This is a genomic window from Cupriavidus sp. MEYA8, assembly GCF_059278825.1.
Genome location: NZ_CM181222.1, coordinates 1305206 through 1325964 on the forward strand (window position 1 = coordinate 1305206; position 20759 = coordinate 1325964).

The following is a 20759-nucleotide window of genomic DNA, read 5'->3' on the forward strand; positions in this document are numbered from 1 at the left end:
CTCAGGAGGCTTTCAGCTTGCCGCCCTGGATTTTGCTGCAATCGCCCGCGGGAAGCAGCACGAACGACTTGGCATCACGCGCCTGGGTGGCTTGTCCAGCGCAGGAATGGACACCCTCCGCGCAGTCGTTCCTGGCGACAGCATTGATGCCGTAGCACTTTTCCAGCTTGCCTTTTTCCATCCTCGCCATGTTGTCCTTGACGACCTGCGGCATCGCACTCATGTCCTTCGTGGCTTGCGCCTGCGCGGGCACGGCGATCATGGCAAGCGCGAGGCCCAGCGCGGACGACAAGGTCGAGGCTGCCAATGCATGCTTGTTCATGTTGCAATCTCCTGAAGGTTGCGGCCCCGGATCCGAGCCGTGTCAGGAAATTCGGTCTGAGGCGACCAAAGGTTACGCATCCCTGAAAATTTCAAGATGCGCGACAGGCGATTTCCAGTGAAGCAGAATGTGGGTATGTCGTCCCAGGCAATGTCCGCGGCGCTCGCGGTAGCCGCGATGACGGCAGCGGTCCTTTCAGTCATTCATCCCCTGGATGCCAGCGCGATGATCCTGCTTTGGAATCTCGGTGTGGCGCTGGTGTTCGTCGCTGGCGGCGGCCTGATTGGGCGTCGCTTGACCAGCAAATACGTCGACGCGACCAGCGCGCCCAGCAGGTGAGCCTGCTGCCCGATCAGCGATGGGCGGCCGATCTCGGCGGAACTCGTCGAAGAACAAAAAAAGCGGGCAGCCTGCGCTGCCCGCTTCATCTCCTCCATCCTGCCTGTTACCTCGCACTGACCGGCACCGCGCGCTCCATGGCTTGCTGCTGCCGCAGGACCTCCGTCGTCTGACCCTTCCCGTCCGGTGCCCAGCCCGGAGGCATCAGCAGGTAACCGAGCGCATTCAGCAGGCTGCCGGCGTTGATCATGTCCTTGCCCAGGCCGATCCAGTGTTCGAACTGGTTGACGAACGGGTTGTGCGTGGTGGTGCGGTGGACCAGGCCGTAGCGGCACGGTTCGTCTTCACGTTCTTCCACGTAGGTGCCGAACAGGCGGTCAAAGATGATCAGCACGCCGCCGTAGTTGGCATCCAGGTAATCCACGTTCGAGGCATGGTGCACGCGGTGCGACGACGGGGTGTTGAACACTTTTTCGAACCAGCCCAGCTTGGGAATCCAGGTGGTGTGCAGCCAGAACTGGTACAGCAGGTTCAGGCTCAGCGTGGACAGCACGACCTCCGGACGAACACCAAGCCAGACCAGCGGGGCAAAGAACATCGACGCGCCGAGGATCTTGCCGGTCCAGCCAAGGCGATAGGCGGTGCCCAGCGTCAGTTCGTTCGGCGAGTGGTGCACCGCGTGCGTCGCCCAGAAGAAGCGGATGCGGTGCGAGGCGCGGTGGTACCAGTAGTAGCAGAACTCTTGTCCGAGGAAGAGCAGCAGCACGGCCAGCGCGCTGTTGATCTCAACGGTGAAGATCCGGTGTTGCCAGGCGAGCGCGAAGATCGGCGTGGCCAGGGACAGCGGCAGCAGTGCCATCAGCTTGCGTCCGGCCATGTCGGCCAGCGACAGTCCCATTTCGTGCCAGGGGTAGGCCTTGCCTTGCTGGCGAGTCCTGCGCGCCAGGAAGAAGGCTTCGACCAGTGAGATCGCCACGACGAAGACTGTGGCGAGAAGGGTGATCTTGTGGAGGCTGTGCATGATCGTCCTGTGGGGTGAGTGGTGACGCCTTGCTTTGCAAGGAGCGGCATTGCTGCGTCGGTGAGGCAAATGTAGTGGCCGATCGCTGCCGGCGCCATGTGGGAAATATGTCGGCGCATGTCATGCCTGACGGGGCTGCCGTCGTGTAACACCGCGACATGTTTTCCGCGTCGAAATTCGCCAGGCCCCGACCTATAGTTCGGTCCGTTGCCGCGCTGCACCGGCCGGCTGAAACCGAACCTGAAGGACTTGTGATGACCTCGCGCTTCTCAAAATACCTCCGCATTCCCCGCTTCCTTGGCGCTGCCGCCGGTACGCTGGTCCTGCTGGCAAGCAGCCAGGCCTTCGCCTCGACGGTGGTGGTCGCCCCGGCCAGCGTGTATGTCCGTCCGCCGGCGGTGGTGGTTGCGCCGCCGCCCAAGGTGGTGGTCAAGCCTGCACCCAAGGTGGTCGTGGCCTCGGCGCCGCTGCCGACGGTAGTCGTGAAAGCCACGCCGCTGCCGCGTACCGTCTACGTCGCATCCCGCCCGGTCTACCTGGTGCGGTGATATTCCCGGGCCACTGCGCGGGTGCGGTATGCGTATCCGCGAACCTGAGTTCACAACGCCGGCAGAGGCCGGCCAAACGGAGAAACACCATGAAGAAGATGATTGCAGTAGCCGCCGTGTGCCTGGCTTCCGCCGGTGCGTTAGCGCAAAGCGCTGACATGCCCGCTGCCGCCAACCCCCGGGTGGAGCGTGCGATGCAGCAACTGCAACGCCGCTTCGCCAGTGCAAATACCACGCACGACGGCAAGCTGACGCGCGAGCAGGCGGCCGCCGGCATGCCGATGGTCGCCAAGCACTTCGACCAGATCGACGCGCAGCGGACCGGCTACGTGACGCTGCCGCAGATCGAGGCGTTCATGGGGCAGATGATGATGTCGCGGTAATCCCGGTCTCCCGCGGTTTACGGGTCCGCTGGATCAGTTGAGCGGCTTGACGCGACGGAACGAGCGCAGCATGGCGAGGTCGTAGGCGATCTTCAGCAGGCCGCAGGCGACCAGCGGCGTGCTGGTAAAGCCGTAGGCCATCAACGCGGCGGCGAGCGCAGGACTGAGTGCCGCGGTCAGGCTGCGCGGCACCGCGGTCAGGCTTGCAGCGGCCGCCCGTTCAGGCGGGGTGACAACGGCCATCACATAGGCCGTCCGGGTCGGCACATCCATTTGCGACAGCGCGCTGCGAGCCAGCAGCAGTGCCAGGCTAAGCGCCAGCGTGGGTGCAAAGGCGGCTGCGATCAGGCACAGGCTGGACGGAATATGCGTGAACACCATCGTATTGAGCAGGCCGATCTTTCGCGCCAGCGGCACCGCAGCGAGTTGCGAGAACGTCGTCAGCACCCCCGCCACGAAGAAGAACTGGCCGGTCGCGGCCGGACTCAGGCCGAAACGCTGCATCAGCCACAGCGACAGCAGCGAATTGACGACGAGCCCGCCAGCGAACGCGTCTACGCTGAACAACATGGCCAGCCGTAACACGATCGGACGGGAAGGACCCAGTGGTGTTCTAGCCGCGGTCGCAGCGCCATGAGGCTGAGCGGCATGCACGCGCGCATACAGACGCCACAGCAGCAACCCAATGATCCCGTAGAAAACGAACATCAGGCGCATCGCATCGAGTAGCGACAGCGGGGATTGCCCGGCCAGCCATGCCGGTATCGCCGCCGCCAGTGCCCCGAAGGCGGATGAGAATGCGCCGATCAGGCCGTAGCGGGCGAACAGCGCCGTCCGGGTGTCGGGCGTTGCCGATTCCGCCAGCCGCGCATGTTCCAGCGGCAGGAAGATACTGACATCGCCGGACCCGGGGTTGAGCGTGCCGACGAAGGCGATCATCAGAAGCGGCCACAGCGTGGAGAAACCCGCAAAGCCGAGGCCAGTTGCAAACATCAGGGCAGCCGCCAGCATCATCAGGCGGCGTTGCGGGTAGCGGTGCCCGACGAGTCCGATCAGGATCGTGGCGAGGGCGGAGCCGATCAGGGTCGCGCTGCTGATGAGCCCGACCGCCATCGAGTCGAAGCCGAGTGCCAGCAGGTAGGACGGCAACAGCACGGCAACATAGCCATCGCAGATGCCACGCAGCGCGCGGCCGGCAAGCAGCGGCATGGCGTCGGCGTGGACACCGGATGGCAGCGCGATGCGTTCGAGCCAGCTGCTTCTGGCGTTCGAGGGATGGCCATTGTGCCGGGCCATGGCGAGCCTGGGTTTAGCGGAGCATGTGCATGCGCCTTCAGTGGTGCAGCACAGGATAAACCGCGAGGCCGATCAGCGCGGCGCCGGTGATGATGACGGGCTCGGGCAGCTTCCTGAACTTCAGCAGCAATGCGACCGTTCCCAGGGACAGCAGGATGGTCGGAACGTCGACGATCGAGCGCTTGGCCAGCACCAGCACTGCACCCGTGATGGCGCCAACCGCGGCCGCCGTGACGCCATCGACAAAGGCGAGGATGGCGGGCAGTTTTCCGTACTTCTTGAAATAAGGAGCGGGCAGCACGGTGAACAGATAGCAAGGCAGAAACGTCGCCAGTGCCGCCACGCAGGCGCCGGGTAGTCCCGCCACCAGGTATCCGATAAAGCCGACCGTGATGACAACCGGGCCGGGCGTGATCATGGCCACGGCCACCGCATCGACAAACTGCTTTTCGTTGAGCCACTGGTACTCCGTCACGACACCGCCGTACAGGAACGGCACGATGGCGAGTCCGGAGCCGAAGACAAAGGCGCCTGCCTTGGCAAAGAACAAGCCGATCTGGGTCAGTAGCGACCAGTCCAGCGTGCTCGCCAGGCCGCTTGCGGCGGGTACCTGCACTGCCGCGAGCGCATTGACGCCACTCTGGCGCAGCCATTTGGGCGGGGCGCGCCAGAACCAGGCAAGCCCCCCCGCCGCCAGGAACAGCCAGGCGATTTCGGACTCGGTGACGACGGTCACCGCAGCCAGCACCAGGTGGATTGCCCACAGCAGCTTGTCCTTGCCGACGCTCTTCGTGGTCAGCTTATAGGCGCTGATGGCGATAATGCCGATGACGGCGGCACCTACGCCATAGAACACCGATTGCATCCAGGTCAGCCCGCCGAAGCTGACATAGGCCCAACCCAGCGCCAGCACCATCAGGAACGACGGCAGCACGAAGGCCACGCCGGTCAGCGTGGCGCCGAGGATCCGATAGTGGGCGTAGCCCAGGTAGATCGCCAGTTGCGCCGCCATCGGGCCGGGCGCAAGTTGTGCCAGCGCCATCCCTTCCTTGTAGTCGCCATCGCTGATCCAGCCCCGCCGCTCCACCAGGTCGCGATGCATATAGCCGGCCAGCGCGACCGGCCCGCCAAAGCCGGTTGTGCCCAGGCGAAGAAAATAGAGCACGAGCTGCCAGAGGGTATAGGCGGGCTGCTCCGCGGCGTCCGGCGGGGCCATGCCGCCTGATTGCATGCGATTCATCACGGGATCCTGTAAGGAAGCTGGCTATCAGGGCTTCCTGTTGGTGGAAAAGTGTGCGTAAAGCGAATCCAGCACCGCGCCGATTTCCGCCAGCAGGGCGTCATCATCCTTCAGGCGCGCGCGTGCGCCGGCCAGCATGGCCTCGAAGCCGCTGGCTTCCGGTACCGCAATGCCGCCGATGTCCAGCGCATGGACCATGGCGCCTAGCCGGCTGAGCCCGCGGTCGGAATCGAGGCCGAAGCTCGACAGCAGCACTTCGAATGAAACGCGCTCGCCCACATGCGTGAAGGTCGCGCCGTCGAAATCGAAGCCCAGCGCATCGCCAGGGCAATCAGCGGGGTTCTCCAGCCACAGGAAGCGGGCGTGGGGATCGATGAAGCGCTGGATCAGCCAGGCGCTTGCCACGCGGTCCACCCACAAGTTGCGGCGTGTGGCCCAAAGCCGCCCTTGATACTGGACAGGATCCCGGCGAGCAATCGCGTGCACGAGGGCCTGTGGCTCACCCGGAGACTGGATGGTCTCGATGGCGCGGCTGAAGTCATTCCATTGGGCTTCGGCGCGGGCCGACGCCGCATCGGGGAAGAAGTCGATCATGCGGATCGCTTCGTAGGCACGCCCGTGACGGCGCAGCAGGCGATTGAGTTCGGCGCTGCTTTGATCGGACAGCGACTTGCGCGCTTCTGACAGGGCCGCCTGCAGTTCGGCATAGTCGGGGCTGCGGTCGAACAACGCCCGGAAAGCGCTCTCCTCCTCCGGATCGGCGGCACGGACATTCAGGAGCCAGGCTTGCCCCCCTTCCTGCCGCGCCTCGTCGGCCAGCTCGCGCAACTGGGCGACCTGCACGTTGCCCGCGGGCAATAGATAGGCGCCGTCACGCAGGGCGGCGCAACCAATGGTCTTGATCGCGCGCCAGATCCGCATCCGGGCGGTGGCGCCGGAGGTTGGTAGCGTGACGATCAGCAGGGCCCAGTTGTCGGAGAACGCTGTCATGAGCGCATGTTAGAAGCCCATAACTCGCATTTCAACAATGTAGATATCTCTACAAAAAACGCTCTTGAGCCACATTTGAGACATGAGCTGGACCCCCGGCCGCGCCCGCACGCGATAGGTCAGGTAAAATCCCGCCCCATGTCGCGCGTGATTGCCATCCTCCTGATGCTGATCCTGCCGCTGCAGGCACTGGCCGCAGCGCAGCGGCAGCTCGCGCATTCCGCCGGGTTCCCGGTGGACCTGGTGGACCTGGTGGACCTGGTGGACCACATGGCGGCGCATGCCGATCATGTCCCCCATCACCACGATGATGACGGGGATATCACGTTCGACGATTCCGCCGCTTCCGCGTCGCACCAGCTTGACTTCGACTACGGCATGCACTTCCAGGCGCCGCTGCCCGGGGGCCTGCCGCTGTCGCTGGCGCAGCGGACGCAGCCCAAACCGTTGTTCCTCGGCGGCCGCATGCCTGATCCCCGCGGCAGTCCACCTTTACGCCCCCCTCACGCGCCCGCCTGACGGCGGGGCACTGATCTCCTGACTGCATCCCGTGGCGCAATGTCTTGTGCCGCGCCCCGCCGCATTTGCTTCGTTTTTGCAATTTGCATTGGGGATTCCATGCGGAAGATTTTCATTTCCATTGTTGCGTCCGCGCTGCTGCTGCCGTCGGCCCATGCCCAGCCAGCGCCGGCGGACCTGCACGCGCTGTTCAATACAGCGTGGGAGCGGTCCGTTGCCTTCCAGGCGACCGAAGGGCGGCGCCTCGAGGCCGCGGCCAGCCGGATCCAGGCCGATTCGCTGATCGCCGGGCCGCCTACGCTCGGGCTGCTGCACCGGGATGACCGCTGGACCGAGAAGCGCGGCCTGCGCGAGAGCGAGGTCCAGCTTGGCGTCCCCGTATGGATGCCAGGGCAGCGTGCGGCACGCGGCGACCTGGCCGACGCGCAAGCGGCCGAAGCTGAAGCCGGCGGCGCCCTGGCGCGGCTGAATCTTGCTGCGGAGGTGCGCGAGCGAGTCTGGCAGCTCGCGGCCGCGGAAGCGGAGCGCGATGTGCTGCGGCATCGCGCAGAGATCGCCGCGTCATTGCGCGACGATGTGCGCCGGCGGGTTGCCGCTGGCGACCTCGCGCGCACCGACCTGCTGCTGGCGCAGCAGGACCATCTGGCGGCACAGGGCCTGCTGGCGGACAGCGAGGGGCGGCTGGTGGACGCCAGGACGCGGCTGCTGCAAGCGACCGGGGTATCGGCCCTGCCGCTTCGCTTTGACGAAGCCGCCGCGCCAGTGAGCGACCCTGCTGCCGCCGCCGCGGCCCACCCGCGGCTGGAAGCGGCGCAGCGGGCCGTGCAGCGCGGCGAGCGTCAGGTGGGCTACCTGCGCAAGTCGCGCCGCGACCCGCCGGAAGTCGGCGTGCTGTACCGCAATGACCGTGCGGGCGGCGGCATGCCCAGCGACCAGACCGTCGGCTTGTTCATCAAGATTCCGTTTGCCACCGAGGCGCGCAACATGCCACGCGAGTCGGCCGCGCAGACGGATCTGATGACGGCGCGCGCCGAACTCGACCGCACCGAGCGCGTCGTCCGCTCCGAAATTGACGCGGCACGCCAGGCGCTGTCGCTGGCGGAACAGCAGCTCAGGCTCACCGAAGAGCGCAGCGCCACGCTGTCCGAGCGGGCGGCGCTGCTACGCAAGGCTTTCGATGCCGGCGAACTCGGCTTGCCGGAGGTGCTGCGCGCCCAGAACCACGCCCTCGAAGCCCAAGCCGACCTGGCGCGCCAGCGCGCCAGGCGCGGTATCGCCATTGCCAACCTGAACCAGGCTCTCGGAGTGCTGCCATGATCCGCCAGTTCTTTCTGACTTTGCTGCTTTCCTGCGCCTGCATGGCGCATGCCGGGCCCGGGGCCCACGGACCAAACGGCGAACACCTGGACGCGCCGGCAAGCGCCGGCGCTGCCGTGAATGCCCAGCCGATCATCGAAGCCCATACGGAAACATTCGAACTGGTTGGCACCCTGGCTGCCGACGAGCTGTCGGTGATGGTGGACCGCTATGCCACCAACGAACCAGTCCTGAACGGCAATCTGGAGGTCGAGTTCAACGGCATCAGGGCGCAAGGCAAGCTGCACGCCGACTTCGGCGACTACTCCTTTACCGACGAGAAGCTCCTCAGGGCGCTGCACCGGCCCGGCAACCACGCGCTCGTGTTCACGCTGATCGCGGGGAATGAGTCCGACCTGATCGAGGGCAGCCTGAAGGTTGTTGCGGACGGGCACGACGCTGGCTTTGGCGCGTTCTGGAAAGCGCGCTGGCCGTGGATCATCCCCGTCGCGCTGGTACTGGCCGCTGCGGCCGGGTTCGTGTGGCGCCGCCATGCCGGCAAGAAGAGCTGAGGCCAGACATCATGTCCAGGATTACAAGATTCGTCGCCATTGCTATGGCATTGGCCGCTAGCGCAGGCATGCCGGTCCAGGCAGGACCCGGTGCCCATGGGCCCGATGGCGAGCACCTCGATGTGGCCGGCGCGGTATCGGGCACCGGCCTGGCCAGGCTGCCGGATGGCAGCGTCCACGTGCCCAAGCTCGCGCAACGGCGCATGGGCATCCGGACCGCGATGCCGCAGGAAGCCACGCATCCGATGACGGTGGAGCTGAACGCCGTGGTGGCGATCGATCCCAATGCCGGCGGCCGGCTCCAGGCAGGCCATGCCGGCTGGATCGAGCCGCCTTCCGGCGGCTTCCCGGTGCTGGGGCAGCGCGTTGCCAGGGGCCAGGTGCTCGCCGTCCTGCGGCACAAGAACGAACCCTTCGATACCGGCAACCAGCAGGCCCGCCTGGCGAGCCTGAGTGCCGACCTCAAGCTGGCGCAGCAGCGGCTGGCGCGGCTGGAGTCGCTGCAGGACAGCATCCCGCGCAAGGAGATCGAAGCCGTCCGCGCGGAAGTCCGCAGCCTGTCCGGCCAGCGCGACGCGGTGGGCAAGAGCCTGCGCCACACCGACAACCTGACCGCGCCGGCCAGCGGAATCATCGCAACCGCCAATGTCCTGGCCGGCCAGGTGGTCGCGCCGGGCGACGTGCTTTACGAAGTGCTGGATCCGGAGCGGATGCTGATCGAAGCCAACACCGCGGATGCCACGCTGGCGGGCCGCATCCAGGGCGGCACGCTGGGCCGCGCGGACGGTGGCAAGCTGGAATTCGTGGGCGCGGGCCGCAGCCTGAAGAACGGGGCCGTGCCGCTGATGTTCCGGCTTGCAGGCAAAACCTTGCCGCTTGCCGTTGGCCAGCCGGTAACCGTGGTAGCCACGCTGACCGACACGGCCACGGGCATTGCGCTGCCAGCCGAGGCGCTGGTGCGCAATGCCAGCAACGTGCCGGTGGTATGGATCAAGTCCGGGACACAGCGCTTTATCGCCCAGCCGGTTGAGGCCCGGGTGCTGGATGCGCGTACCGTGGTCGTGGTCAGGGGCCTGTCGCCGGAGAACCGCGTGGTGGTGTCCGGCGCGGCGCTGATCAACCAGGTCCGCTGAGGGGCGCGCATGTTCAACTGGATTGTTCGCGCGAGTCTTGGCAACCGGCTGCTGGTCCTCGCCGTCGCCGTCATTCTGATGGCGTACGGCGCCTTCACCGCGTGGCGCACGCCGGTGGATGTCTTCCCGGACCTCAACAAGCCGCTGGTGACCGTGATCACCGAAGCCGGCGGCATGGCGCCGCAGGAAGTCGAACTGCTGGCTTCGTTCCCGATCGAGACTGTGCTCAACGGTATGCCGGGCGTCACGCGGGTCCGCTCGGTGTCCGGCGTCGGCTTATCCATCGTATATGCCGAGTTCGACTGGGGCAGCGATATCTATCGCAACCGCCAGCTCGTGTCGGAACGGCTTGCCCTGGTCAGGGAGCAATTGCCCGGCGGGCTCACGCCCATCCTCGGGCCGGTATCGTCGATCATGGGCGAGATCATGCTGATCGCCTTGCCGATCGATCCGGCCAGGGCCAGCCCCATGCAGGCGCGCGAGTATGCCGACTTCGTGCTGCGTCCGCGCCTGCTGTCGGTGGCCGGGGTGTCGCAGGTCATCCCGATCGGCGGCGAGGTGCGCCAGCTACGGGTGGAACCGGACACCGCCAGGATGGCGCAGTTCGGCGTGGCGCTGCCGCAGGTGGAAAACGCGTTGCGCGACTTCGCGGCCAATACCAGCGGCGGCTTCATCGACCTGAACGGCCGCGAATACCTGATCCGCAACCTCGGGCGCACCAACCGCCTGGAAGACCTCAAGGGACTGGCCGTTGCCTACAAGGACGGCGCGCCGGTGCTCCTCGAGCAGGTGGCGAGTGCACGATATGCCGCGGCGCTCAAGCGCGGCGATGCCGGCTTCAATGGCACGCCGGCAGTGATCGTCAGCGTGCAGAAGCAGCCCGCGGCGGATACGGTCCGGCTGACGCGCGAGCTGGAAGCAGCGCTGGGCGAACTGAAGCGAGGACTGCCGGCAGGCGTGTCCGCGCCGCAAGTCCTGTTCCGGCAGGCGGACTTTATCGAGGCGTCGATCGGCAATGTGGTCGAGGCGCTGCGCGACGGCGCCATCATGGTCACCGTGATCCTGTTCGCCTTCCTGCTGAGCGCGCGCACCACCGCGATCTCGCTGGTCGCGATCCCGCTGTCGCTGGCGGTGACAGCGCTGGCCTTCCATCTGCTGGGCCAGTCGATCAACGTGATGACGCTGGGCGGGCTGGCCATTGCCATCGGCGAGCTGGTCGACGACGCGGTGGTCGATGTGGAAAACATCCTGCGCCGGCTCAGGCAGCGCTCAAGCGTGGAGGACCCGCCGTCCGTGCTGGAAACGATCTGGCGCGCGTCGGTCGAAGTCCGCTCCGGCATTGTCTATGCCACCCTGGTGGTGGTGCTGGTATTCGTGCCGCTGTTCGCGCTGCCTGGCATCGAGGGGCGGCTGTTCGCGCCGCTGGGTATCGCCTATATCGTGTCGATCCTGGCGTCGATGCTGGTGTCGATGACGGTGACCCCGGTACTTTCGTACTACCTGCTGCCGCGGATGAAGCGGCTGGATCATCCTGACAGCCCGCTGGTGGCGTGGCTCAAGCGGGTCGATGCCAGGATCCTGGACCGGTCGTTCCCGCGTGCCAAAGCCGTGCTTGTGACGGCCGCCGTCACGGTCGCGCTGGCGGCCGCCACTGTACCCTTCATGCCGCGGACCTTCCTGCCGTCCTTCAACGAAGGCTCGCTGGTGATGTCGCTGATGCTGAATCCCGGTACTTCGCTGGCCGAAGCCAACCGCATGGGCGCACTGGCCGAGACGCTGGTCCGCCAGGTGCCTGAAGTCACCCAGGTGGGACGGCGCACCGGCCGCGCCGAACTCGACGAACATGCCGAAGGCGTGCATTCGTCCGAGATCGACATCGACCTGAAGCGCTCGGATCGTAGCCGGGAGCAAGTGATGGCCGCGATCCGCGCCCAGCTTGCAAGCCTTCCGGCGTCGGTCGCGATAGGCCAGCCGATTTCGCACCGGCTGGATCATTTGCTGTCCGGCGTGCGGGCGCAAGTCGCGCTCAAGATCTATGGCGATGACCTCGATACGCTGCGCGGGCTGGCGGAGAGCGTGCGCGGGCGGCTCGCTGCCATACCGGGGCTTGTCGATATCACGGTGGAGCGCCAGGTATTGATTCCGCAGGTAAACGTGCGGCTCGACTACCGCAAGGCAGCGCAATACGGCATCCCCGCGGGCGAGGCGCTGAAGGCTCTGCAGACCTTGTCCGATGGTTCGCGCATCACCCAGCTCATCGAAGGCGTGCGCCGCTACGACCTGGTGGTGCGCTTGCCGGATGCCGGCCGCACGCCGCAGGATTTGTCCCGCATCATGCTGGAATCGCCGCGCGGGCCGGTGCCGCTGTCGGCTCTCGCCACTGTCGAAGAGGGCGACGGCCCCAACCAGATTGGCCGCGAGAATGGCCGGCGGCGCATCGTCGTCTATGCCAACACCGACGGCTCGGATATGTCGAGGATCATCAGCGAAGTGCGCGGCGCCGTGGCGCGCGCCGGGCTGCCGGGCGGTTACTTCATCAGCATCGAAGGCCAGTTCCAGGCGCAGGAGCAAGCCACGCAACTGATCGTGCTGCTGTCCCTGGTGTCGCTTGCGCTGATCTACCTGGTGCTCTATTCGCGCTACCGCTCGGCGACGCTGACGCTGATCATCATGGCCAACATTCCGCTGGCGCTGATCGGCAGCGTCATCGCGATGTGGATCGGCGGACTCGCGCTGTCGGTGGCATCGATGGTCGGCTTCATTACGCTGACCGGCATCGCCACCCGCAACGGCATCCTGAAAGTCAGCCACTACATCAACCTGTGCCGCCACGAAGGAGAAACCTTCGGAATCCCGATGATCGTGCGAGGCTCCCTGGAGCGGCTGACCCCGGTGCTGATGACTGCGCTGGTCGCCGCATTTGCGCTGGTTCCGCTGCTGGTGTCGGCCGATGCGCCAGGCAAGGAAATCCTGCATCCGGTTGCCGTGGTGATATTCGGCGGCCTGGTCAGCTCGACCATCCTGGATTCCGTGCTGACGCCGCTGGCCTTCTGGCTGTTCGGGCGCCGCCCGCTGGAGCGGATCCTGTCGCAGCGGCAGGGCGACATGTACTGAACATGGGCTTTGGCAGCGACGCCCCCAAGTTGCTGCATCAATGGAGTATGCGATGAAGAAGCAGATCACAACCATCCTGATTGCCACCAGCCTTGGCGTGTCCGGCCTGGCGCTGGCCCACGGCGCCGGGCCCGCGCAGTACGGCGGCATCGTGCAGGCGGCCAGCGACCTGCAATTCGAACTGGTCAACAAGGATGGCGCAGTCACCATCTATGTTGACGACCACGACAAGAAATTGCCCGTGGCCGGTGCCAGCGGCAAGCTGACGGTGCTGACGGGTGCCAGGAAGACGGAAACCACGCTTGCGCCGGGCGCTGGAAACGCGCTCGTGGCCGCCGACAAGCTGTCGCTGCAGGCTGGCGCCAAGCTGGTTGCGACGATCCGGTTTGCCGACGGCAAGACCGTGACGGCGAGATTCGTGGCGAAGTGATTTGTGGCCAAGTGATTCGTCGACAGTAACAGGTGCCGGCCGGACCAGGGTGGCGAAGGCGGATCATATGTGCCCGTCAACACAGTTCGGAAGCAGGCGGGCCTTCGGCCTGCCTTGACGCCCTCGCCATTGGTGTAGCACCATCGTTCGCTAGCAAAACCTGCTCGACCTCGCCATGAACGACCCGCTCAAACCTTCGCCCACCATCACCAGTGAATGGCAGTCACCGCCGGACCGTACCAGCGTGACTGACGACGCGCATGTCGAAGACATCATCCCGCTGCCGCCGCCCGAACACCTGATCCGCTTTTTCCCGATCCGGAACACGGCGGTCGAGTCGCTGATCACGCAGACGCGGCAGCGTATCGCGCGTATCCAGCATGGCGAGGACGACCGGTTGCTGGTGATCATGGGACCCTGCTCGATCCACGACCCGCAGGCGGCACTCGAATATGCGCGGCTGTTGCTGGAGCAGCGGCAACGTCATGCCGGCACGCTCGAGATCGTGATGCGCGTGTATTTCGAGAAGCCCCGGACCACGGTCGGCTGGAAAGGGCTGATCAATGATCCTTATCTGGACGAGAGCTACCGCATCGACGAGGGCCTGCGCATTGCGCGCAGCCTGCTGGTCGACATCAACCGCCTCGGCCTGCCGGCGGCCGGCGAGTTGCTCGACGTGATCTCGCCACAGTACATCGGCGACCTGATCTGCTGGGGCGCGATCGGCGCCCGCACCACGGAAAGCCAGGTGCATCGCGAGCTGGCTTCAGGCATTTCAGCGCCGATCGGCTTCAAGAACGGCACCGACGGAAATATCAGGATTGCGATCGACGCGATCCAGGCCGCATCGCGACCGCACCACTTCCTGGGAGTGCACAAGAACGGCCAGGTCGCGACGGTGCACACCAAGGGAAATCCGGATTGCCACGTCATTCTCCGCGGCGGCAAGGTGCCCAACTACGATGCGGATTCCGTGGCGGCGGCGTGCCGGGAGTTGCAGGCGGCAGGGCTGGGCGACGCGCTGATGGTGGATTTCAGCCACGCCAACAGCAGCAAGCAGCATCAGCGTCAGCTGGACGTGGCGCGGGACGTGGCGCAGCAGATCCGCAGCGGCAGCCGCTCCATCTTCGGGGTCATGGTCGAGAGCAATCTGGTGGCCGGCGCGCAGAAGTTCACCCCGGGGCAGCACAGCCCGTCCGCCCTGACCTACGGGCAGAGCATTACCGATGCCTGCATCGGCTGGGAGGATTCGCTGGCAATGCTGGACTTGCTCGGCGAAGCGGTCAATGAACGGCGCGGGCACAAGCGCAATTCCTGACCCGCAAGCTACCGGCCTGAGGACCACCCCAGGCCGGTCCAGTCAGCACACGCGTTGCTTCAGGTTGCCGTACCCGCCTGCGCCTCGGCCGCGATCTCCCGGATCGCCTGCTCGAAGGCCTCGACCGGCTGCCCGCCCGTTACCAGGTAGCGGTTGTTGAAGATCACCGACGGCACCGACTGGATGCCCATCTGCTGGTACTGGCGCTCTTCGGCGCGCACCTCGTCGCCGTACTGGCCGCTTTCCAGCACGTGGCGCGCGGCGTCCGCATCCAGGCCGACCGACGCCGCCGCCTCGAGCAGCACGGCATGGTTGCCCGGATCCTTGCCATCGGTATGGTAGGCGCGCAGCAGCGCCAGCTTCAGCGGGACTTGCTTGCCCTCCAGGCCGGCCCAGTGCAGCAGCCGGTGCGCGTCGAACGTGTTGTAGACGAAGGCGCGCTCGCCGAAGGTGAAGCCCACGCCGGCGCCGCGCTCGCGGATCATGGCCTGGGTTTCGGCGATCTGCGCGGGCGTGCGGCCATACTTTTTGCCGAGGTAGTCGACAATGGCCTGGCCTTCGGGGCCCATGTCGGGGTTCAGCTCGAAGGGATGCAGCACGATCTCGGCGTCGACTTTGTCGCCCAGCCGCTGCAGCGCGAGCTGGAGCGAAGACAGGCCGATGGCGCACCAGGGGCAGGCGATGTCGGAGACGAAGTCGATTCTGAGGGGTTGGGTCATGGCGATTTCCTGGCAGGCTCAAACGGGAAGTTGGCCGACAGGGTAGCCTGACTTGCGGATCTTTGCTGGAAGGGCCTTTCCACGGCGGCCGGGCTGGAGGGCCCGGCCGGCAGCGGCGTGTCAGTCCCAGTGGCGGCCCGGGCCGCGGTAATCGCGGTGCCCGTCATGGCGGTGGGCCCATTCGCGCTCGCGCCATTCGCGGCGAGCCTCGCGGTATTCCGCGCGGTGATAGCCGGGGTGATAGCCGGGGTGATAGTCGGCCCGATAGTCCGGGCGATAGCGCACCGGCACCGGGGCCACTACCACCGGGCGTGCCGGGGCGTAGGCGACTGGGGCGGGGGCATACGCTACCGGCGCGGGCGCCGGCACGTAGACCGCCGGGGCCGGGCGGTACACCGGCGCCGGCTCCGCGACCACGACGGCGGGCGCGCCGATATTGATGCCGACGCTGACGCCGGCATGGGCTGCGGCACTCGCCGCCAGCAATGCACCGCCTGCTACTGCCATTGCCAGGATTCGTTTCATGGGTGCCTCCCAAGGGGCGTTGGACATGGGCTCACTGTAGGGGCAGGGTCCGTAATATTGGGCGCTCGAAGTGTTGCAAGTGTGACGCGGTGTAACCTGCCCATCCACCCGCGCGCCTGTATCATGCAGCCTCGCAGTTCATTGCCCCGTGTTGCCCATGCGCCGTACCGTCCTGCCCGCCGCCGCTTTCCTCGCCTTTTCCATCCTTGCCGCAATGCCCGCCGTGGCGCGCGCCGAGCCTGACCTGCAGGCCGGCAAGGCACTGTTTGCCACGCGCTGCGCGTCGTGCCACTACGTCGGCCGCAATGCGCGCGGCGCGTTCGGGCCGCAGTTGAACGGCATCTTCGGGCGCCAGGCGGGTACGACAACGGATTTCCAGTATTCGGAAGCGATGCGCACATCCAGGGTGGTGTGGTCGCGCGACACGTTGAGCGCCTTCCTGCGTTCACCGGCCAAGGTCGTGCCGGGCACCAAAATGCGCTTCTGGGGCATGGGCAACGACAAGCAGATCGAAGACCTGCTCGGATACCTGCAGACCTTCCGGTAAGGCCTCCGCCTAATCCTCTTCGCCGGGGAAATGCGGCCCCGGCCCTGCTCCGGCCAGCGCATCCTGCGGATTGCGCAGCGGGCACGCCTTCAGCGACAAACAGCCGCACCCGATGCAGCCATCGAGCTGGTCGCGCAGCATCGTCAGCGTGCGGATGCGTTCCTCCAGGTCATCGCGCCAGCTGGCCGACAGCCGCCGCCAGTCCGCCACTGTCGGCGCGCGCCCGTCGGGCAGCTTCTGCATCGCCGCCGCGATCACCGCCAGCGGCAGCCCCATGCGCTGCGCCACGCGGATCACCGCCAGCCGCCGCAGCACGGCGCGCGCATAGCGGCGCTGGTTGCCGCCGCTGCGCGTGCTGGCGATCAACCCGCGTGATTCATAGAAATGCAGCGCCGATACCGCGATGCCGGTGCGTTCGGCCACCTGCCCGACCGACAGCAGTTCCTCGGCAGGTCCTGGCCGGCGCCGGCGCGGCGCATCGGCCGTGGCAGGCACGGCGGGAACAGGTCGGGAAGTCTTGGGCATGGCTGGGTGGAGGGAGGGCGGCGGCGGGAATGCCCATGCTACCACCGTGGCCGCGCTTGACCTTAACCTAACTTGAGGTTTGATACTTGCGGCTCCATTGTTTGCCCTTCTCTCAACACAGAGTTGATGACCATGCTGACGCCTGCCCGCCCCAATGCTTCGCTGAACCTGATCAATCCCCCCGCGCTGTACGACCCGCGTCCCAACGGCTATTCGCACGTGGCGGTGGTGGAAGGGCCCGCCCGCATCGTCTACGTGGCCGGGCAGGGCGGCGAGGATGCCGCCGGCTGCCTGGCGGCGGATTTTCCGCGGCAGGTGGCGCGGGCCATGCAGAACCTGCGCATCGCGCTGCAGGCCGCGGGCGCCGACGTGGGCGATGTCGCCAAGCTGACGGTGCTGGTGGTCGACCACTCGCACGACCGCCTGCGCACCTTCGGCGCCGCGCTGCGCGAGATGTGGGGCGACCGGCCCGCGCCGGCCTGCACGCTGATCCCGGTGCCGCGGCTGGCGCTCGACAACATGCTGTTCGAGATCGAAGCCACCGCGGTGCTGCCCGGCTGAGCCGCGCGGGCAGCCGCCGCAGTACGTTACTGCGGCACGCGTGGCGCGGCGCTGAAGGTCTTGTTGACGATCTTCCACGCGCCGTCGATCTGCAGCAGCGTCATGTAGTCGGTAAAGACCACGTCCGGATGCTCCAGCACGACCTTGGCCACGCCGGCATTGCCGACCACGTCGAACTGGCTGATGGCGCGCCGGCGCTGCGCTTCATCGGCCGGCGGATGGCCGGGGCAGCGCGCGGCGATAAAGTCTTCCACCGTCAGCGAATGCAGCTTGCCGTCGCGGAACGAGACGATGCGGGCGTCGGCATGGAAGGCGCGGCGCATCACCTCGGGGTTGCCGGTGGCGTGGCCCTGCAGGTAGTCCTCGATCGGGGCCAGGGCGGCGGTGTGGCGGGAAGTCAGGCCGGTTGTACTGTAGGTCATGGTCTCCTCCAAAACTGGGGCGGCGCGGGAAGCACCCGGCCGCTACATTGAAAGCACTGATTGTATTCCAGTTTTGTATGCAAAACAGAAGCGCCGGTCTAGGCCTGTGAGAGCGACGCGACGATCTGCTCCCGTAGCCAGCGATGTGCCGGGTCACGGTGCACGCGCTCATGCCACAGCATCGACATCTCGTAGCCCGGCACCTCGACGGGCGGCTCGACCACGCGCAGTGCCGGCGCATCGCGCACCAGGCGCTGCGGCACCATCGCCACCAGGTCGGTGCTCGCCAGCACCGCGGCGACAAAGAGGAAATGTGGCACCGACAGCACCACGCGGCGCTGCATGCCGGCCAGCGCCAGCGCCTCGTCGGTAACGCCGGAGAAGCCGCCGCCGTCGGGCGACACCATCACATGCTCGAGCGCGCAGAACTGGGCCAGCGTCGGCCGCCGCTTCAGCCGGGGATGGCCGCCGCGGCCCGCCAGCACATAGCGCTCGGTGAACAGGGCGCGCCGGTGCAGCGCGGGCGGCGAGCCTTCGGTCGTGTGGAAGGCCAGGTCCAGCTCGCCCTGCTCGCACTGGCGGGCGATGCGCGACGGCACCATCTCCAGCACCGCCAGCCGCGCGCCCGGGGCGGCGGTGCGCAGCGCCCGGATGGCCGGCAGCACGATGGTCGATTCGCCGTAGTCGGTGGCCGCCACGCGCCAGGTATGCGTGGCGGCGGCGGGATCGAAGGGACTGTCGGGCGACACCGCGTGCTCCAGCGCGGCCAGCGCTTCGCGCAGCGGCTCGCGCAGCGATTCCGCCCTGGCCGTGGGCCGCATGCCGCGCGGCCCGGGCAGCAGCAACGGATCGCCGAAGTAGTCGCGCAGCCTGGCCAGGTGGACGCTGACCGATGGCTGCGAGAAATGCAGGCGTTGCGCGGCGCGGGTCACGTTGTGCTCGGACAGCAGCACGTCCAGCGTGACCAGCAGGTTGAGGTCGAGCCGCCTGAGATTAGTCATGACAATACCTGTGATACTGGATATTCATTTCCAATATACCTCGCGGCGGCCTAAGCTGGCTTCTCCCGATCATTGCTTACCCAAGGAAGCCGCTGTCATGAACGTTCTTATCGTCTACGCCCACCCCGAACCCACCTCGCTCAACGGCGCCATCCGCGATTACGCGGTGCAGCGGCTGAGCGATGCCGGCCACCAGGTCCAGGTATCCGACCTGTACGCGATGCAATGGAAAGCGCAGCTCGATGCCGCAGACAGCAAGGCGCGCCGCGGCGATGCGCCGTTCCATCCCTCGCTGGATTCCAGGCACGCATTCGAGAACGGCCTGCAGAGCGACGATATCGCGCGCGAGCAGGACAAGCTGCGCTGGGCCGATACGGTGATCCTGCAGTTCCCGCTGTGGTGGTTCTCGATGCCGGCGATCCTGAAAGGCTGGATCGAGCGCGTCTACGCCTATGGTTTTGCCTACGGCGTGGGCGAGCACTCGGACGAACGCTGGGGCAACCGCTACGGCGAAGGCATGCTCGCCGGCAAGCGCGCGATGCTGGTGGTCACCACCGGCGGCTGGGAATCGCACTACAGCGCGCGCGGCATCAACGGGCCGATCGACGATGTCCTGTTCCCGATCCAGCACGGCATCCTGTACTACCCCGGCTTCGACGTGTTGCCGCCGTACGTGGTGTACCGGACCAGCCGGGTCGACGACGCGCGCTTTGCCGCGATCCGCGCAGAGCTGGGCGAGCGCCTCGATACGCTGGCGACCACGGCGCCGATTCCGTTCCGGCCGCAGAACGCCGGCGACTACCGGATCCCGGCGCTGACGCTGCGCGAAGACGTGGCGCCGGGCCTGGCAGGGTTTGCTGCGCACGTCGCATGAGCCGCGCGCGCGGGGGCACCGTGCGGCAGGCAGGCGCCTGCCACCGTCATTCAGCGCGGATATCCGCGCGCGCGGCCACTGCGCGCATCTCCGGCAGCTCCTTCTCGACCCGCGCCCGCACCGCGGCGCCGTTGCCGTAGGCCGGCGTCAGCGCCAGCTCGACCATGCGCGCGCGCGTGGCCGGGGCATTGGCGACTTCGGCCAGCGCCTTTTCCAGCTTCTGCTGCACCGGCGCGGGCAGTCCCGCCGGCGCCAGCAGTGCGAACCAGGTGCCCATCTGGAAGCCGGGATAGCCGCTTTCCGCCACCGTCGGCACCTGCGGCAGCGCCGGCAGCCGCTGCGGCGACAGCACCGCCACCGGCCGGATCTTGCCGCCCTTGATCAGCGGCAGGCTGGCAACCACGGTATCGACCGCCACCTGCACCTGCCCGCCGGCGAGCGCGGTCAGGCTCGGCGCGCTGCCATTGAAGGGAACGTGGACCATGCGGATGCCGGTGGCGGACTTGAGCATCTCGCCGCCGAAATGCACCGACGAACCCGTGCCGAACGAGCCATAGGAGAACTTGTCGGGATGGGCCCTGGCCTGCGTCACCAGGTCCTTCACCGAGCCGACCTGCGCATCGGGATTGGCAACCAGCACCAGGCTCATGTCGGCGACCAGGCCCAGCGGCGTGAAGCTCTTGATCGGGTCATAGCCCAGGTGCTGCCGGATCGCCGGGTTCAGCGTCAGCGTGGTGCTGGCCGCCAGCAGCAGGGTGTAGCCGTCAGGGGCTGCCTTGGAGACCTGGGTGGCGCCGACCACCGTGCTGGCGCCGGGCTTGTTCTCGACCACTACCGGCTGGCCCAGCTTTTCGCCGAGGCCGACAGCGAGCAGCCGGCCCAGCAGGTCGGTGGCGCCGCCGGCGGCGAACGGCACCACCAGCCGCAACGGGCGCTCGGGCCAGGCTGGCGCCTGCGCCATGGCAGGCGCCGTGGCCATCGCCGCGCTGAATGCGGCACAGGCGAGGAACAGCTTCGGGGGCAATGCGGTCATCGGATTCACTCCTGCCGGCAGTTGTAGGAAA

24 protein-coding genes are annotated in these 20759 nt (G+C 66.8%); 13 read left to right on the plus strand and 11 right to left on the minus strand.

The window, feature by feature from the left end; translation table 11 throughout:
• Position 1 precedes the first annotated feature (1 nt).
• Positions 2-322, minus strand: a complete 321-nt coding sequence (gene bufA1 / locus AC5WJ1_RS23075) for a BufA1 family periplasmic bufferin-type metallophore (protein ID WP_135703236.1) — start codon at positions 320-322, stop codon at positions 2-4.
• Positions 323-439: 117 nt separating this feature from the next.
• Here bufA1 and AC5WJ1_RS23080 point away from each other — a divergent pair, with 117 nt between their 5' ends.
• Positions 440-661: a hypothetical protein gene (locus AC5WJ1_RS23080; RefSeq protein WP_195430437.1), complete on the plus strand. Its 222-nt coding sequence runs from the start codon at positions 440-442 to the stop codon at positions 659-661.
• A gap of 106 nt (positions 662-767) precedes the next feature.
• Here the strand turns inward: AC5WJ1_RS23080 and AC5WJ1_RS23085 are convergent, their stop codons facing one another.
• A complete protein-coding gene (locus AC5WJ1_RS23085) occupies positions 768-1682 on the minus strand; it encodes a sterol desaturase family protein (RefSeq protein ID WP_135703234.1) in 915 nt (304 codons plus the stop codon).
• 254 nt (positions 1683-1936) lie between these two features.
• Between AC5WJ1_RS23085 and AC5WJ1_RS23090 the strand changes: the two genes are divergently transcribed.
• On the plus strand, positions 1937-2230 hold the full coding sequence (locus AC5WJ1_RS23090; RefSeq protein WP_135703233.1) for a hypothetical protein: 294 nt from the start codon (positions 1937-1939) through the stop codon (positions 2228-2230).
• Positions 2231-2319: 89 nt separating this feature from the next.
• A complete protein-coding gene (locus AC5WJ1_RS23095; protein ID WP_494476572.1) occupies positions 2320-2613 on the plus strand; it encodes an EF-hand domain-containing protein in 294 nt (97 codons plus the stop codon).
• A 33-nt stretch (positions 2614-2646) separates the two neighbouring features.
• Here AC5WJ1_RS23095 and AC5WJ1_RS23100 read toward each other — a convergent pair whose 3' ends face one another.
• The 3 genes from AC5WJ1_RS23100 to AC5WJ1_RS23110 are packed head-to-tail and all read right to left on the minus strand — an operon-like array spanning position 2647 to position 6139.
• Positions 2647-3909 (minus strand): MFS transporter, encoded by a 1263-nt coding sequence (locus AC5WJ1_RS23100; protein ID WP_135703231.1) that lies wholly within the window; start codon positions 3907-3909, stop codon positions 2647-2649.
• Positions 3910-3946: 37 nt separating this feature from the next.
• Positions 3947-5140, minus strand: coding sequence for a chromate transporter (locus AC5WJ1_RS23105; RefSeq protein ID WP_494476973.1), 1194 nt, complete (start codon positions 5138-5140; stop codon positions 3947-3949).
• A 36-nt stretch (positions 5141-5176) separates the two neighbouring features.
• Positions 5177-6139 (minus strand): chromate resistance protein ChrB domain-containing protein, encoded by a 963-nt coding sequence (locus AC5WJ1_RS23110; RefSeq protein ID WP_494476573.1) that lies wholly within the window; start codon positions 6137-6139, stop codon positions 5177-5179.
• Between the two features lie 138 nt (positions 6140-6277).
• Here AC5WJ1_RS23110 and AC5WJ1_RS23115 point away from each other — a divergent pair, with 138 nt between their 5' ends.
• The 7 genes from AC5WJ1_RS23115 (at position 6278) to AC5WJ1_RS23145 (ending at position 14521) form a co-directional block, all read left to right on the plus strand.
• Positions 6278-6658, plus strand: coding sequence for a hypothetical protein (locus AC5WJ1_RS23115; RefSeq protein WP_494476574.1), 381 nt, complete (start codon positions 6278-6280; stop codon positions 6656-6658).
• Between the two features lie 99 nt (positions 6659-6757).
• Positions 6758-7975, plus strand: coding sequence for a TolC family protein (locus tag AC5WJ1_RS23120; RefSeq protein ID WP_494476575.1), 1218 nt, complete (start codon positions 6758-6760; stop codon positions 7973-7975).
• A complete protein-coding gene (locus tag AC5WJ1_RS23125; protein WP_434034392.1) occupies positions 7972-8526 on the plus strand; it encodes a hypothetical protein in 555 nt (184 codons plus the stop codon). The genes AC5WJ1_RS23120 and AC5WJ1_RS23125 overlap by 4 nt, the downstream gene beginning before the upstream one ends.
• A gap of 68 nt (positions 8527-8594) precedes the next feature.
• On the plus strand, positions 8595-9659 hold the full coding sequence (locus AC5WJ1_RS23130; protein WP_240745843.1) for an efflux RND transporter periplasmic adaptor subunit: 1065 nt from the start codon (positions 8595-8597) through the stop codon (positions 9657-9659).
• A gap of 9 nt (positions 9660-9668) precedes the next feature.
• Positions 9669-12773, plus strand: a complete 3105-nt coding sequence (locus AC5WJ1_RS23135) for an efflux RND transporter permease subunit (RefSeq protein WP_494476576.1) — start codon at positions 9669-9671, stop codon at positions 12771-12773.
• A 52-nt stretch (positions 12774-12825) separates the two neighbouring features.
• On the plus strand, positions 12826-13203 hold the full coding sequence (locus AC5WJ1_RS23140; RefSeq protein WP_195430144.1) for a hypothetical protein: 378 nt from the start codon (positions 12826-12828) through the stop codon (positions 13201-13203).
• 175 nt (positions 13204-13378) lie between these two features.
• A complete protein-coding gene (locus tag AC5WJ1_RS23145; protein ID WP_218959656.1) occupies positions 13379-14521 on the plus strand; it encodes a 3-deoxy-7-phosphoheptulonate synthase in 1143 nt (380 codons plus the stop codon).
• A 59-nt stretch (positions 14522-14580) separates the two neighbouring features.
• Here the strand turns inward: AC5WJ1_RS23145 and AC5WJ1_RS23150 are convergent, their stop codons facing one another.
• Positions 14581-15240, minus strand: a complete 660-nt coding sequence (locus tag AC5WJ1_RS23150) for a DsbA family oxidoreductase (RefSeq protein WP_135703223.1) — start codon at positions 15238-15240, stop codon at positions 14581-14583.
• A 120-nt stretch (positions 15241-15360) separates the two neighbouring features.
• Positions 15361-15765, minus strand: coding sequence for a hypothetical protein (locus tag AC5WJ1_RS23155; protein WP_133095956.1), 405 nt, complete (start codon positions 15763-15765; stop codon positions 15361-15363).
• A gap of 157 nt (positions 15766-15922) precedes the next feature.
• Between AC5WJ1_RS23155 and AC5WJ1_RS23160 the strand changes: the two genes are divergently transcribed.
• Positions 15923-16312, plus strand: a complete 390-nt coding sequence (locus AC5WJ1_RS23160) for a c-type cytochrome (protein WP_133095955.1) — start codon at positions 15923-15925, stop codon at positions 16310-16312.
• Positions 16313-16321: 9 nt separating this feature from the next.
• On the opposite strand, the gene soxR is transcribed toward AC5WJ1_RS23160, so the two are convergent.
• Positions 16322-16837 carry a redox-sensitive transcriptional activator SoxR gene (gene soxR, locus AC5WJ1_RS23165; protein WP_243736937.1) on the minus strand — a complete coding sequence of 172 codons (516 nt, stop codon included), beginning with the start codon at positions 16835-16837 and terminating at the stop codon, positions 16322-16324.
• A 126-nt stretch (positions 16838-16963) separates the two neighbouring features.
• Between soxR and AC5WJ1_RS23170 the strand changes: the two genes are divergently transcribed.
• Positions 16964-17398 (plus strand): RidA family protein, encoded by a 435-nt coding sequence (locus AC5WJ1_RS23170; protein WP_205751623.1) that lies wholly within the window; start codon positions 16964-16966, stop codon positions 17396-17398.
• A 26-nt stretch (positions 17399-17424) separates the two neighbouring features.
• Here the strand turns inward: AC5WJ1_RS23170 and AC5WJ1_RS23175 are convergent, their stop codons facing one another.
• Positions 17425-17820 carry a nuclear transport factor 2 family protein gene (locus AC5WJ1_RS23175; protein ID WP_135703222.1) on the minus strand — a complete coding sequence of 132 codons (396 nt, stop codon included), beginning with the start codon at positions 17818-17820 and terminating at the stop codon, positions 17425-17427.
• Positions 17821-17918: 98 nt separating this feature from the next.
• On the minus strand, positions 17919-18821 hold the full coding sequence (locus AC5WJ1_RS23180; protein WP_135703221.1) for a LysR family transcriptional regulator: 903 nt from the start codon (positions 18819-18821) through the stop codon (positions 17919-17921).
• 97 nt (positions 18822-18918) lie between these two features.
• Between AC5WJ1_RS23180 and AC5WJ1_RS23185 the strand changes: the two genes are divergently transcribed.
• Positions 18919-19695 carry an NAD(P)H-dependent oxidoreductase gene (locus tag AC5WJ1_RS23185; protein WP_135703220.1) on the plus strand — a complete coding sequence of 259 codons (777 nt, stop codon included), beginning with the start codon at positions 18919-18921 and terminating at the stop codon, positions 19693-19695.
• 46 nt (positions 19696-19741) lie between these two features.
• Here AC5WJ1_RS23185 and AC5WJ1_RS23190 read toward each other — a convergent pair whose 3' ends face one another.
• Positions 19742-20728: a Bug family tripartite tricarboxylate transporter substrate binding protein gene (locus tag AC5WJ1_RS23190; RefSeq protein WP_133095950.1), complete on the minus strand. Its 987-nt coding sequence runs from the start codon at positions 20726-20728 to the stop codon at positions 19742-19744.
• Positions 20729-20759 lie beyond the last annotated feature (31 nt).

What these genes read in the sequence shown, in the direction of transcription:
- AC5WJ1_RS23135 (WP_494476576.1), top strand. Translation starts at nt 9,669, where the DNA reads ATGTTCAACTGGATTGTTCGCGCGAGTCTTGGCAACCGGCTGCTGGTC.
- AC5WJ1_RS23185 (WP_135703220.1), top strand. Translation starts at nt 18,919, where the DNA reads ATGAACGTTCTTATCGTCTACGCCCACCCCGAACCCACCTCGCTCAAC.
- AC5WJ1_RS23170 (WP_205751623.1), top strand. Translation starts at nt 16,964, where the DNA reads ATGACCATGCTGACGCCTGCCCGCCCCAATGCTTCGCTGAACCTGATC.
- AC5WJ1_RS23095 (WP_494476572.1), top strand. Translation starts at nt 2,320, where the DNA reads ATGAAGAAGATGATTGCAGTAGCCGCCGTGTGCCTGGCTTCCGCCGGT.
- AC5WJ1_RS23160 (WP_133095955.1), top strand. Translation starts at nt 15,923, where the DNA reads ATGCGCCGTACCGTCCTGCCCGCCGCCGCTTTCCTCGCCTTTTCCATC.
- bufA1 (WP_135703236.1), bottom strand. Translation starts at nt 322, where the DNA reads ATGAACAAGCATGCATTGGCAGCCTCGACCTTGTCGTCCGCGCTGGGC.
- AC5WJ1_RS23150 (WP_135703223.1), bottom strand. Translation starts at nt 15,240, where the DNA reads ATGACCCAACCCCTCAGAATCGACTTCGTCTCCGACATCGCCTGCCCC.
- AC5WJ1_RS23100 (WP_135703231.1), bottom strand. Translation starts at nt 3,909, where the DNA reads ATGGCCCGGCACAATGGCCATCCCTCGAACGCCAGAAGCAGCTGGCTC.
- AC5WJ1_RS23115 (WP_494476574.1), top strand. Translation starts at nt 6,278, where the DNA reads ATGTCGCGCGTGATTGCCATCCTCCTGATGCTGATCCTGCCGCTGCAG.
- AC5WJ1_RS23110 (WP_494476573.1), bottom strand. Translation starts at nt 6,139, where the DNA reads ATGACAGCGTTCTCCGACAACTGGGCCCTGCTGATCGTCACGCTACCA.
- AC5WJ1_RS23190 (WP_133095950.1), bottom strand. Translation starts at nt 20,728, where the DNA reads ATGACCGCATTGCCCCCGAAGCTGTTCCTCGCCTGTGCCGCATTCAGC.
- AC5WJ1_RS23140 (WP_195430144.1), top strand. Translation starts at nt 12,826, where the DNA reads ATGAAGAAGCAGATCACAACCATCCTGATTGCCACCAGCCTTGGCGTG.
- AC5WJ1_RS23155 (WP_133095956.1), bottom strand. Translation starts at nt 15,765, where the DNA reads ATGAAACGAATCCTGGCAATGGCAGTAGCAGGCGGTGCATTGCTGGCG.
- AC5WJ1_RS23090 (WP_135703233.1), top strand. Translation starts at nt 1,937, where the DNA reads ATGACCTCGCGCTTCTCAAAATACCTCCGCATTCCCCGCTTCCTTGGC.
- AC5WJ1_RS23145 (WP_218959656.1), top strand. Translation starts at nt 13,379, where the DNA reads ATGAACGACCCGCTCAAACCTTCGCCCACCATCACCAGTGAATGGCAG.
- AC5WJ1_RS23180 (WP_135703221.1), bottom strand. Translation starts at nt 18,821, where the DNA reads ATGACTAATCTCAGGCGGCTCGACCTCAACCTGCTGGTCACGCTGGAC.
- AC5WJ1_RS23130 (WP_240745843.1), top strand. Translation starts at nt 8,595, where the DNA reads ATGCCGGTCCAGGCAGGACCCGGTGCCCATGGGCCCGATGGCGAGCAC.
- AC5WJ1_RS23120 (WP_494476575.1), top strand. Translation starts at nt 6,758, where the DNA reads ATGCGGAAGATTTTCATTTCCATTGTTGCGTCCGCGCTGCTGCTGCCG.
- AC5WJ1_RS23085 (WP_135703234.1), bottom strand. Translation starts at nt 1,682, where the DNA reads ATGCACAGCCTCCACAAGATCACCCTTCTCGCCACAGTCTTCGTCGTG.
- AC5WJ1_RS23125 (WP_434034392.1), top strand. Translation starts at nt 7,972, where the DNA reads ATGATCCGCCAGTTCTTTCTGACTTTGCTGCTTTCCTGCGCCTGCATG.
- AC5WJ1_RS23175 (WP_135703222.1), bottom strand. Translation starts at nt 17,820, where the DNA reads ATGACCTACAGTACAACCGGCCTGACTTCCCGCCACACCGCCGCCCTG.
- AC5WJ1_RS23105 (WP_494476973.1), bottom strand. Translation starts at nt 5,140, where the DNA reads ATGCAATCAGGCGGCATGGCCCCGCCGGACGCCGCGGAGCAGCCCGCC.
- soxR (WP_243736937.1), bottom strand. Translation starts at nt 16,837, where the DNA reads ATGCCCAAGACTTCCCGACCTGTTCCCGCCGTGCCTGCCACGGCCGAT.